At 69.4% G+C, this 11,803-nt stretch carries 13 protein-coding genes; 8 read left to right on the plus strand and 5 right to left on the minus strand.

Annotation, left to right across the window (positions count from 1 at the left end; translation table 11 throughout):
* Window positions 1-20 precede the first annotated feature (20 nt).
* Both KF903_RS06670 and hemL read right to left on the minus strand, forming a co-directional pair.
* On the minus strand, window positions 21-905 hold the full coding sequence (locus KF903_RS06670) for an ion transporter (RefSeq protein WP_291212758.1): 885 nt from the start codon (window positions 903-905) through the stop codon (window positions 21-23).
* Complete coding sequence (hemL, locus tag KF903_RS06675) at window positions 905-2,191, minus strand: glutamate-1-semialdehyde 2,1-aminomutase (protein ID WP_291212761.1); 1,287 nt, start codon at window positions 2,189-2,191, stop codon at window positions 905-907. Before hemL ends, KF903_RS06670 begins: the two co-directional genes overlap by 1 nt.
* A 319-nt stretch (window positions 2,192-2,510) precedes the next feature.
* Here hemL and KF903_RS06680 point away from each other — a divergent pair, with 319 nt between their 5' ends.
* From KF903_RS06680 to KF903_RS06690, 3 genes are all read left to right on the plus strand, one after another.
* On the plus strand, window positions 2,511-2,870 hold the full coding sequence (locus KF903_RS06680) for a hypothetical protein (RefSeq protein ID WP_291212765.1): 360 nt from the start codon (window positions 2,511-2,513) through the stop codon (window positions 2,868-2,870).
* A gap of 22 nt (window positions 2,871-2,892) precedes the next feature.
* On the plus strand, window positions 2,893-3,051 hold the full coding sequence (locus KF903_RS06685) for a hypothetical protein (RefSeq protein WP_291212768.1): 159 nt from the start codon (window positions 2,893-2,895) through the stop codon (window positions 3,049-3,051).
* 90 nt (window positions 3,052-3,141) lie between these two features.
* Entirely contained in the window at window positions 3,142-3,345 is a 204-nt protein-coding gene (locus KF903_RS06690) for a rubredoxin (RefSeq protein ID WP_291212771.1), read from the plus strand.
* Window positions 3,346-3,580: 235 nt separating this feature from the next.
* On the opposite strand, the gene KF903_RS06695 is transcribed toward KF903_RS06690, so the two are convergent.
* Window positions 3,581-4,021, minus strand: a complete 441-nt coding sequence (locus KF903_RS06695) for a DUF192 domain-containing protein (protein ID WP_291212774.1) — start codon at window positions 4,019-4,021, stop codon at window positions 3,581-3,583.
* Window positions 4,022-4,048: 27 nt separating this feature from the next.
* Window positions 4,049-4,990: a carbohydrate kinase family protein gene (locus tag KF903_RS06700; protein ID WP_291212776.1), complete on the minus strand. Its 942-nt coding sequence runs from the start codon at window positions 4,988-4,990 to the stop codon at window positions 4,049-4,051.
* 325 nt (window positions 4,991-5,315) lie between these two features.
* On the opposite strand from KF903_RS06700, the gene KF903_RS06705 reads away from it, so the two are divergent.
* From KF903_RS06705 to rodA, 5 genes are all read left to right on the plus strand, one after another.
* Window positions 5,316-6,362: a rod shape-determining protein gene (locus KF903_RS06705; RefSeq protein WP_291212780.1), complete on the plus strand. Its 1,047-nt coding sequence runs from the start codon at window positions 5,316-5,318 to the stop codon at window positions 6,360-6,362.
* An 88-nt stretch (window positions 6,363-6,450) separates the two neighbouring features.
* Window positions 6,451-7,374, plus strand: a complete 924-nt coding sequence (gene mreC, locus KF903_RS06710) for a rod shape-determining protein MreC (RefSeq protein ID WP_291212783.1) — start codon at window positions 6,451-6,453, stop codon at window positions 7,372-7,374.
* The gene (mreD, locus tag KF903_RS06715) at window positions 7,371-7,859 is read left to right on the plus strand and encodes a rod shape-determining protein MreD (protein WP_291212786.1); all 489 of its coding nucleotides are present in this window, start codon (window positions 7,371-7,373) and stop codon (window positions 7,857-7,859) included. The genes mreC and mreD overlap by 4 nt, the downstream gene beginning before the upstream one ends.
* Window position 7,860: 1 nt before the next feature.
* Window positions 7,861-9,777, plus strand: a complete 1,917-nt coding sequence (gene mrdA / locus KF903_RS06720; protein WP_291212806.1) for a penicillin-binding protein 2 — start codon at window positions 7,861-7,863, stop codon at window positions 9,775-9,777.
* Window positions 9,774-10,898, plus strand: coding sequence for a rod shape-determining protein RodA (gene rodA / locus KF903_RS06725; protein WP_291212809.1), 1,125 nt, complete (start codon window positions 9,774-9,776; stop codon window positions 10,896-10,898). The genes mrdA and rodA overlap by 4 nt, the downstream gene beginning before the upstream one ends.
* A 50-nt stretch (window positions 10,899-10,948) precedes the next feature.
* Here the strand turns inward: rodA and KF903_RS06730 are convergent, their stop codons facing one another.
* The gene (locus KF903_RS06730; RefSeq protein WP_291212812.1) at window positions 10,949-11,737 is read right to left on the minus strand and encodes an AMP nucleosidase; all 789 of its coding nucleotides are present in this window, start codon (window positions 11,735-11,737) and stop codon (window positions 10,949-10,951) included.
* Between the last annotated feature and the right edge of the window lie 66 nt (window positions 11,738-11,803).

Raw genomic sequence — 11,803 nt, forward strand, 5'->3', positions numbered from 1 at the left:
ACGCGGCCCGCGCGAGCGCCTCACCGCGACGAATCCCCCGTCGCGGCCGCGAGCTGCGCGCCGCAGTGGTGACAGTAACGCGCCTGCTCGTCGTGGCCGCGCGTGCCGCAGGCGGCGCAATGCCGCTGCAGGCGGGCGTGACTCAGCGCGCTGGTGAGTTCGGCGGCATAGATGCCAGTCGGCACCGCGATGATGCCGTAGCCGATGAGGATCATGACGGTGGTGATGAACTGGCCCAGCGCGGTGCTCGGCGTGAGGTCGCCAAAGCCGACCGTGGCCATCGTGACCGCTGCCCAGTACATCGCGCGCGGGATGCTGGTGAAACCGTGCGTGGGCCCCTCGACGAGATACATGATCGCGCCGAACACCGAGATCAGGATCAGCATCGTGGTCACGAACACGAAGATCTTGCGCCGGCTGCGCAGCAGCGCGACACGCATCTGCTCGGCCGCACCGACGTAGCGCGCGAGCTTGAGCACGCGGAACACGCGCAGGATGCGCAGCGCGCGGATGCCGATGAGCTGCTCGGTGCCGGTGAGCACGAGGCTCACCAGCGCGGGCAACACCGCAAGCAGGTCGACGATTCCGAAGAAGCTGCGTGCATAGCGCAGCGGCCGGCGCAGGATCACGAGGCGCAGCACGTACTCGGCCGCGAACAGCGCCGTGAAGGCCCACTCGGCAATCTGCAGCACGCCACCGCAATACGCGTGCACGCTGGCGACGCTGTCGAGCATCGTGACGACCACGCTGGTGACGATCGCGACGATGAGCGCCGCATCGAACGCGCGGCCGGCCGGCGTGTCGATGCCGAACACGATGTCGAAGGCGCGCTTGCGCCAGCCCTGCTCGCGGGCCGGCACCACCCACACGTCGCGCTCGCGTCCCTGGCTCAGCGGACGCGACATCAACCTGCCAGCGCTTCGCGCAGCGCCTCGCGCGCGGCTTGGGTGGTCTGGGCGATGATTTCCTCGCCATGCGCGATCGACACGAAACCGGCCTCGAACGCGCTCGGCGCAAGGTAGACGCCGCGCCTGAGCATGCCGTGGAAGAAGCGATTGAACATCGCCGTGTCGCAGGCGATCGCCTGTGCGTAGGTTTCGACCTTTTGCGAGGTGAAGAACAGGCCGAACATGCCGCAGACGCGGTTGACGCTGAACGGCACGCCCGCGTCGTCGGCCACCGCCTGCAACGAGTCGGTGAGCAGGCGCGTGCGGCGGTCGAGCTCGGCATGGAAACCGGGCGTCTGCACCAGTTCGAGCATCGCCAGTCCGGCCGCCATCGCGAGCGGATTGCCGCTCAGCGTGCCGGCCTGGTAGACCGGGCCGGCAGGCGCGATCTGCGCCATGATTTCGCGCCGCCCGCCATAGGCGCCGACCGGCATGCCGCCGCCGATGATCTTGCCGAAGGTGGTGAGGTCGGGCGTGATGCCGTACAGCGCCTGCGCGCCGCCGAGCGCGACGCGAAAACCGGTCATCACCTCATCGAAGATCAACAGCGCACCATGGCGCGTGCACAGCTCGCGCAGACCTTCGAGGAAGCCGGGCACGGGCGGGATGCAGTTCATGTTGCCGGCGACCGGCTCGACGATGAGCGCGGCGATCTCCTCGCCGCACTCGTCGAACAACGCCTGCGTGGCGGCAAGGTCGTTGTAGGGCAAGGTCAGCGTGAGGTCGGCCAGTGCCTTGGGCACGCCCGGCGAGGTCGGCACGCCGAAGGTCAGCGCGCCCGAGCCAGCCTTGACGAGGAAGCTGTCGGCGTGACCGTGGTAGCAGCCCTCGAACTTGACGATCTTGTCGCGTCCGGTCACGCCGCGCGCGAGGCGGATCGCCGACATCGTCGCCTCGGTACCCGAGTTGACCATGCGCACGACCTCGACCGAGGGCACCAGCCGTGCGATCGTCTCGGCCATCGTGACCTCGGCCGGACAGGGCGTGCCGAACGACAGGCCGCGCTCGACCGCATGCTGGACCGCGGCGCGCACCTGCGGGTGGTTGTGGCCGACGATCATCGGTCCCCACGAACCGACGTAGTCGACGTACTGTCGCCCGTCGGCATCGTAGAGATACGGACCGTCGGCGCGCGTGGTGAAGAACGGCTCGCCGCCAACCGACTTGAAGGCGCGGACCGGCGAGTTGACGCCGCCGGGAATGTGCGCGAGCGCACGCTGGAACAGGTCGTGATTGCTGCTCATGGGAGGTCCATGTGGGTGGTCGCCGGACCCGCGCAGCGCGGCGGCGGCAAAACCCGCATGGTACACGCCTGCCGCGCCACCCGGTGGCGAAGGCGCGACGCGCGCCGATGCTGCGGCACGCGATGGCACCGCCCGTGTCGCCGCGCCCGACTTCGGGACAGGCCGATGCGCCTGCGCGGGTGGATCTGCGCATGGGCCGTGGCCAGCGCTGGCGCACATGCCGCGGTGCCCGCGCCCGCGCTCAAGTGGGCCTGGGGCGGCTGCTTCGCTTCGTGGTGCCAGGCGGGCCGATACGGCTCGCCGGCTGCGCTCGACCTCGATGGCGACGGGCCGCCGCGAGGTGCTGGCCGGCCCCTGCGGCCTCGACGCGCTCGCCGGCATCGATGGTTCGCTGCGCTGGCGCGCCGCAGGCGGCGCGCGGGCATGGCCGGGCATCGCGGTCGGCGACCTCGACCACGACGGCGCGCCCACCGACACCCATTGCGTGACCACGTTCGACCGCAATGGCCTGCAACGGCGCGCCCAGCCGATGTGCGGCTCCAGCAGCGACGACCGTGCACGCAAGACCCGGGCCGAGGTCGGCATGCATGTCGACCACGCGACCGACCTGCGCGGCGATGCCCACTGCGGCAGCGAGCGCCGCCCCCCATTTCGCCGCTGCCGCAGCCGCGATCGGTGATGTCGGTGGCGAACGCGAGCGCGTGATCCAGACCACCGCAGCGGGCGTGGTCGGCTGCGATCTGCCCCGCACGCGCCACGCGCGGCCGCTGTGCGCCAGCCGTCGCGGCGGCTGCCTGCGCGCCGCCGTGGCCTGCAACGATCGGCTGTTCGGCGGCGCCTGCAACGGCGCGGGCGACTGATCCGGCGATGGCAGCGCCACGCACCGCGCTTGGCGCGTGTCGGCGGCACTGCGACAATGCGCGCCTGCCCTGCCCGTCGATGTGCCATCCATGTCCAGCACCCCCGCCGCCGCACCCGTCCAGACGCCGTTGCGCAGCTACATCTGCATTGCCTGCGGCTACGTCTATCACGAGGCCGAGGGTTGGCCGGCCGACGGCATCGCGCCGGGGACGCGCTGGGAAGATGTGCCCGACACCTGGACCTGCCCCGATTGCGGCGTGACCAAGGACGACTTCGAACTGCTGCAGGACTGACTCCGGCGCACGCGCCCGCAATCGGCCACCTCGGCGTCGCTGCGCGTCAGCACGGTGACCGCGCGCGGACAGCCGCCGGCGCTCCAATGGGCCTGTCCCACCGGAGCCATGCCATGCACGTATTCATCCCACTGGAAGACAGCACCCGTCCTGCGGCCGGTACGCCGCTGGTACCGTATCGCTGCGGCCTGCCGTTTGCGTTCGAGTGCGTGACCGAGCCGCCTGCGGACCCGGTTCAGCGCTGGATCGCGAGATCGTCGCCCACCACCACGCCCAGCGCCCGCGCACGGCCACCATTGAGTTCGAGCACGTAACGCGCCGGTGCACCGCTCGAATAGGCCGGGCACGGATCGGCCGTGCACGGTGGCACGTCGTGCTGCACGCTGACGAGGCGGCGTTCGGCGTCGAAGAACAGCATGTCGAGCGGGATCTTCGTGTTCTTCATCCAGAACGCGCGCGGTGCATCGTCGTCGAACACGAACAGCATGCCGTGGTTGGCGTCCATCTGGGTGCGGTCCATGAGGCCATGTTCGCGGGCGGCCTCGGTGTCGGCGATCTCGACCGTGAAGCGCTGGCCGTGCAGTTCGACCGCCGGTCCCTTGGCGCCGCAGGCCGACATCGCGCCGACGAGGATGAACAGCACAGCGAGATGGAGCGCGCGTGAGGGTTTGGACATCGATGTCTCCGCTGGGGTTGGCGTGGCTCAGCGCGTCAGCGCGTAGCCGAATTCGCGCTGGAACTGCGCGGCGAAATGGGCGAAGTCGAAGCGCTGGTTCTGGGTGCCCGGATGCTCGACCTTGAGCGCGCCCATCAGCGATGCCATGCGGCCGCTGGTGGGCAGGTCATGGCCATGCATGAGGCCGTAGATGAGGCCGGCGCGATAGGCGTCACCGCAACCGGTCGGATCGACCACGCGCTGTTCCTGGGCCGGCGGGATCTCGTGCGTGCTGCCGTCGCGCAGATGGATGACCGAGCCGCGCGGACCGTGGGTGATGATGTAGGCGCTCACGCGCGAGGCGATCTCGCGCGCGTCCCAGCCGGTACGCGCCTGCAGCAACTGCGACTCGTAGTCGTTGACGATCACGTAGGTGGACTTGGCGATCATGGCGCGGAATTCGGCGCCGTCGAACAGCGGCATCGCCTGGCCGGGATCGAAGATGAACGGCACCCCGAGTTCGGCAAACCCGTCGACATGCTGCAGCATGGCTTCGCGGCTGTCGGGGGCGACGATGCCGAAACTCACGCCCGCCACGTCGCGCACGCGGTTCTCATGCGAGCGCGACATCGCGCCCGGATGGAAGGCCGTGATCTGGTTGTTGTCGAGGTCGGTGGTGATGAAACACTGCGAGGTGAACTGGTCGTTGCACACGCGCACCTGATCGAGGCGGATGCCGCACTGCTCGAAATGGGCGCGATAGGGCGCGAAGTCCTGGCCGACGGTTGCCATCGGGATCGGATCCTCGCCCAGCAGCTTGAGGTTGTAGGCGATGTTGCCGGCGCAACCGCCGAACTCGCGCCGCATGGCCGGCACCAGGAACGACACGTTCAGGATGTGCACCTGGTCGGGCAGGATGTGCTTCTTGAACTGGTCCTGGAAGACCATGATCGTGTCGTAGGCAAGCGAACCGCAAATCAGTGCAGACATCGAGACCTTCCGGCGCAGGAGCGGGACGCGCCCGCACGCGGGCGCCCAAACCGCCAAGCTTAACCGAGACGCGGGCGCGACCGAAGCCGCCACGTGCAACGCCCCAGCGGACCGCGCTCGCAGTGCAGGTCGCGCCGGCGGCAACGCCGGACCAGCGCCGCCGTGCCGACGACACCGCGTGCGATGGCTCCGGCGCGCTGGCCGCAAACGCCGGCGGCGCCGCGCGAAATAAGGCTTTCTTAACCTCGATTTCCTTGCCCGACCGCGCACCAGTCGCTAGACTGGCGCGCTTTTCCCCTGTGTCCTCAAAGGCTTGCGCCGCGCCATGTTCAAAGGTCTCCGCGGACTTTTCTCCAACGATCTGTCGATCGATCTCGGCACCGCCAACACGCTGATCTACGTGCGCGGCCAGGGCATCGTGCTCAACGAGCCCTCGGTGGTGGCGATCCGCCAGGATCGTGGCCCCGGCGGCCCGCGTTCGGTGGCCGCGGTCGGCGCCGACGCCAAGCGCATGCTCGGTCGCACGCCGGGCAACATCGTCACCATCCGGCCGATGAAGGACGGCGTGATCGCCGACTTCACGATGACCGAGGAGATGCTCAAGCAGTTCATCAAGAAGGTGCACCGCGCACGCATGTTCCGGCCCAGTCCGCGCGTGCTGGTGTGCGTGCCCTGCGGCTCGACCCAGGTCGAGCGCCGCGCGATCAAGGAATCGGCCGAGAGCGCCGGCGCGCGTGACGTGTACCTGATCGAAGAGCCGATGGCGGCCGCGATCGGCGCCGGCATTCCGGTCCACGAGGCGCGCGGCTCGATGGTGCTCGACATCGGCGGCGGCACCTCCGAGGTCGCCGTGATCTCGCTCAACGGCGTGGTCTATTCGCAGTCGGTGCGCATCGGCGGCGACCGTTTCGACGAGGCGATCATCAACTACGTGCGCCGCAACCACGGCACGCTGATCGGGGAGTCGACCGCCGAGAAGATCAAGCTCGAGGTCGGCTGCGCGTTCCCGCAGTCGGAAGTGCGCGAGATCGAAGTGTCGGGCCGCAACCTGGCCGAAGGCATCCCGCGCATGTTCACGGTCAACTCCAACGAGATCCTCGAGGCGCTGCACGAGCCACTGTCGGGCATCGTCAGCGCCGTGCGCAGCGCGCTCGAGCAGACGCCGCCCGAGCTGTGCTCGGACGTGGCCGAGCGCGGCATCGTGCTCACCGGCGGCGGCGCGCTGCTGCGCGACCTCGATCGCCTGATCTCCAAGGAGACCGGCCTGCACGTGCATGTCGCCGACGACCCGCTCACCTGCGTCGCGCGTGGCGGCGGACGTGCGCTGGAGCTCGTCGACCAGCACGGCGGCGACTTCTTCGCCTCCGAGTGATGCCGGTGCGGCGCGTTGGCGATGCGATGACCCAACCCGCGCCCGCGCATTGCATTCGCCAGTTGCCGCTTGCCGCTCGCCGCCGTCGATGGCCATAGCCCGTGACAATGCCGCCAGCCTGTTCGCCGAGGGCGGCGCGAGCACGCTGCGCCTGATCCTGTACCTCGCCGGCGCGATCACGCTGATGGTGCTGGATCATCGTGCCGACTACCTGCAACGACTGCGCCGCGCCGCAAACGTGGTGATCGAGCCGACCTACCGGCTTGCCGGCCTGCCGGCGCAGGTGGCGCGCGCGACGCGCGACGCCGTGGTCAGCCAGAACCAGCTCGCCGACGAAAACCGCAGCCTGCGCGAGCAGTTGCTGCTGGCGCAGGCACGCCTCAACCGGCTCGATGCACTGCTGGCGCAGAACGAACGCCTCAAGGCCCTGCTCGATGCGCAGCACGACCTCGGTCTGGCGGTGCAGTTCGCCCATCTGATCGACGTCGATCTCGATCCGTTCCGCCATCGCGTGGTGCTCGACGTGGGCGCCGACCAGGGCGCGCGCGTGGGCCAGCCGATCATCGACGCGCGCGGCATCATGGGCCAGCTCGTCGAAGTGCTGCCGGCCACCTCGGTGGCGATGCTGATCACCGATCCGACCCATGCCATTCCGGTCGTGGTCGAGCGCACCGGCCTGCGCGCGATCGCCTATGGCAGCGGCGCCACCGATCGCCTGGAGCTGCGCGACATCCCGCGCAGCGCCGACATCAAGGAAGGCGACCGGCTCATCACCTCGGGGCTGGGCGGGCGTTTTCCGGCCGGATTTCCGGTCGGCATCGTCGCTACGGTCGGCATCGACGCCAATGGTCTGTTCACCACCGCAACGGCACGCCCGAGCGCCGCGCTCGATCGCAGCGGCGAAGTGCTGCTGCTGCAGGATCAGCCCCAGCCCTACGGACCGCCGGCCACGCTCGGCGGTGCCGCGGCACCGGCGGCCGCGCCGGCGGCAGCCACCGCGGAGGGGCCATGAGCCGCCTGCGCCTGCAAGCGTGGCTCGTCACCGCCACCATGCTCGCGGCGTTCGCGCTGCAACTGATGCCGTTGCCGCCGCTGGCCGAGCCGTTCAAGCCGTATTGGATCGGCCTCCTCGTCGTGTACTGGGCGATGGAAACGCCCGAGCGCATGGGCCTGGGGCGCGCCTTCGCGCTCGGCCTGTGCGCCGACATCCTGGTCGGCCAGTTGCTCGGCGAGCAGGCCATGCGTCTGCTCGTGCTCGCCTTCATCGTGCTGCGCTTCCGCGCGCGACTGCGCTTCTTCCCGCTGGGTCAGCAGGCACTGGCGGTGCTGGCGCTGCTGCTCAACGACCGCGTGGTCACGCTGATGATCCGCGGCTTCGCCGGCGAGCCGATGCCGCCGCCCGCGTTCTGGATCGCGCCATTGACCGGCACGCTGGCCTGGCCGCTGCTGTTCGTGGCGCTCGACCGCCTGCGCCTGCGCCAGCGCAGTGCCGACTGACATGCGGCGCCTGCGTCTGCGCGGCCGACGTGGCGGCGCGCCCAAGCCGATCGGCGAGGCGCGCGTGGAAGCGGCCATGTTCCGGCGCCGCGCGCTGGCCGGCTTCGCCCTGATCGCGCTGTGCCTGGCCGGACTCGGCCTGCGCTTCTCGTTCCTGCAGGTGGACGAGCATGCGCGGCTGAGCGCGCGCTCGGACGCCAACCGCATCCTCACCCGGCCCCTGGCACCGGCGCGTGGCCTCATCTACGACCGCAACGGCGTGCTGCTGGCCGAGAACGTGGCCGCGTTCCGGCTCGAGGTGACGGCCGAGCAGGCCGGCGACGTGCAGGACACCGTGCGCCGGCTCGGCGAATTCCTGCCGATCAGCGACGACGACATCACGCGCTACAACACGCTGCGCAAGCGCAAGCGGTCCTACGAGGGCGTGCCGCTGCGGCTCAAGCTGTCGGAGGAGGAGATCGCGCGCTTTTCGGTCGCCCGCTGGGCCTTCCCGGGCGTCGAAGTGGTGCCCTACCTGACCCGCGCCTACCCACTCGGCGCCGAGTTCGCGCACACCGTCGGCTATGTCGGTCGCATCGACGAGAACGATCTCAACCGCCTCGACGCGGGCGAATACGCCGGCACCACCCACGTCGGCAAGACCGGCATCGAGCGCTACTACGAACCGCGCCTGCACGGCCGCGTCGGTTACGAAAAAGTCGAGGTCAATGCCGACCACCGGCCCTTGCGCGTGCTGCCCGACCGCGTCGCACCGGTGCCGGGCGACAACCTGTACCTGTCGATCGACGCCCGCCTGCAGGAAGCAGCCGAGGCCGCCTTCGCCGGTCGCGCCGGTGCCGCGGTGGCGCTCGACCCACGCAATGGCGAAGTGCTGGCCATGGTCAGCGTGCCGAGCTTCGATCCCAACCTGTTCGTCAACGGCATCTCCGGTGCCGACTACAAGGCCCTGCTCGACAACGATGGCAAGCCGCTGCTCAACCGCCTGCTGCGCGGCACCTACACGCCGGGCTCGACGATCAAGCCGTTCGTCGGGCTGGCCGGACTCGAACTGGGGCTGCGCCGGCCCGAGGACACGGTGCTGTCGACCGGCGAGTTCTTCATCCCCGGGCAGTCGCGCGCCTACCGCGACGACGTGCGCGGCGGCTTCGGCCGCGTCGACCTCGTGCAGGCGATCGCGCGCTCGGTCAATACCTATTTCTACTCGGTGTCGCTCGACATGGGCATCGATCGCTTCAGCAGTTACCTGAGCCGCTTCGGCTTCGGCCAGACCACCGGCATCGACCTCGTCGGCGAGGGCAGCGGCGTGCTGCCCTCGCGCGAGTGGAAGCGCGCGCGATTCAACCAGGCCTGGTATCCAGGGGAAACGGTGATCGCCGGCATCGGCCAGGGCTACTGGATCGTGACGCCGCTGCAACTGGGCAACGCCGTGGCGACGCTGGCCGCGCGTGGCGTGCCGCATACGCCGCACCTGCTGCGCGCGGTGCAGGCGGCCAGCGACGACCGGCCGCAGGTGCTGCCGCTGGCCCCCGACCAGGCCAGCGTGATCGACCGCGCGGCCAACTGGCAGGCCGTGCAGCGCGGCATGATCGAGGTCGTGCAGGCCGGCACCGCGCGCGCGGTGGGCGGCGACTTCCCCTATCCGATCGCCGGCAAGACCGGCACGGCCGAGCGTTACTCGCGCACCGACGAAAGCTGGACCAGCATCAGTGCCAGTCCGATCGAACGCCACCAGGTCCTGTTCGAGTGTTTCACCCCGGCCGACGATGCGCGCATCGCGGTCATCGTCGCGCTCGAGGCCGGCCGCAGCGGCGCCAGCGATGCGGCGCCGATCGCACGGCGGATCCTCGACACATGGCTGCCGGGCGACCAGCAGCGCCAGCGCGAGACGCTGGCCACATCCGATGGAGGCGGCCCATGAACGCCGCGCTGCTCGCGCAACTGCGTGACCACCTCGGCAGCCTGTGGCGCAGGCCGCGCCTGGATCTGCCGCTGCTCGGCGCACTGCTGCTGCTCATGGGCGTCGGCCTCGGCACGCTCTACAGCGCCAGCGACCTCGACCGCGGCCAGATGCTGGCGCAGACACTGCGCTTCGTGCTCGGCCTCGGCGTGATGGTGGTGATCGCGCGCATCCCGCCATCGACGCTGCGCAACTGGACGCCATGGCTGTACACGGGCAGCGTGCTGCTGCTGCTGGTGGTCATGGTGCTCGGCGAGGGGCGCGGCGCGCATCGCTGGTTGGACCTGAAAATCCTGCGCTTCCAGCCCTCGGAACTGCTCAAGCTGACGATGCCGATGATGATCGCCTGGTACCTCAACCTGCGCCCGTTGCCGCCAGGCTGGAGCACGCTCGGCATCGCCGGCGCGCTGATCGCGATCCCGGTCGTACTGGTCGCCGAACAGCCCGACCTCGGCACCGCACTGCTGATCGCAGCGAGCGGCGCGTTCGGCATCTTCCTGTCGGGTGTGGCCTGGTGGCGCATCGGCGTCGTGGTGGCGGTCGTCGCCGCCGCCATCCCGCTGCACTGGCGCTACTTCATGCACGACTACCAGAAGAACCGCGTGCTGACCCTGCTCGATCCCGAAGCCGACCCGCTCGGCAATGGCTGGCACATCATCCAGTCGCAGATCGCGGTCGGCTCGGGTGGCGTGTGGGGCAAGGGCTGGCACCATGGCACGCAGTCGCGGCTGGAATTCCTGCCCGAGCACACCACCGACTTCATCTTCTCGGTGTTCGCCGAAGAGTGGGGGTTGATCGGCGTGCTGATGCTGCTGGCGCTGTACCTGTTCATCATCGCGCGTTGCCTGTGGATCGCGGCCAATGCGCGCGACACCTACGCGCGCCTGCTCGCCGGCGCGATCAGCATGGCGCTGTTCGTCTACGTGATGGTCAACGGCGGCATGGTGACGGGCATCCTGCCCGTGGTCGGCGTGCCGCTGCCGCTGGTGAGCTACGGCGGCACCTCGGCGGTGTCGCTGCTGGCCGGCTTCGGCGTGCTGCTGTCGATCCACGCGCACCGCCGCAACCCCGGCGCGGGCTGAGCGCCGCGCCAGCAACGCGTTGATCAAGCCGCTGCCGGAGCAGCGCGCCGCTAGAATTCGTCGCCGTTCTCGAAGCGCAGATGCTTGACGCTGCGCCCGTTGCGCCGCACCAGCTTGAGCGCCTCGATGCCGATGCGGATGTGGGCATCGACGAAACTGGACGTGATCACGCGATCGCTCGCTTCGGTCTTGACGCCCTCGGGAATCATCGGCTGGTCCGACACCAGCAGCAGCGCGCCGCTGGGGATGCGGTTGGCGAAGCCGGCGGCGAAGATCGTCGCGGTTTCCATGTCGATGGCCATGCAGCGCGTCTTGCGCAGGTAGTCCTTGAAGGCGACGTCGTGCTCCCACACGCGCCGGTTGGTGGTGTACACGGTGCCGGTCCAGTAATCGTGACCGAGATCGCGGATCATCGTCGACACCGCGCGCTGCAGCTGGAACGCGGGCAGCGCCGGCACTTCCGGCAACAGGTAGTCGTTGGAGGTACCCTCGCCGCGGATCGCCGCGATCGGCAGGATCAGGTCGCCGAGCCCATTTTTCTTCTTCAGGCCGCCGCACTTGCCGAGGAACAGCACCGCGCGCGGCGCGATCGCCGACAGCAGGTCCATCACGGTGGCGGCGTTGGGACTGCCCATGCCGAAGTTGATCATGCTGATGCCATCGGCGGTGGCGTTGGGCATCGGCCGGTCGCGGCCCTGCACTTCGACACCGTGCCACTGCGCGAACACGTCGACGTAATGGCCGAAATTGGTGAGCAGCACGTGCTGCCCGAACGACTCGACCGCCACTCCGGTGTAGCGCGGCAGCCAGTTGCTGACGATCTCGGACTTGTTCTTCATCGGCCGATTCTAGACAAGATGCGGCGCCGCGCCCACGTCGTGCAGCCGCGCGACAGCTGCGCCGTC

Source organism: Dokdonella sp., from assembly GCF_019634845.1.
In the GTDB taxonomy this organism is placed as follows: Bacteria; Pseudomonadota; Gammaproteobacteria; order Xanthomonadales; family Rhodanobacteraceae; genus Dokdonella_A.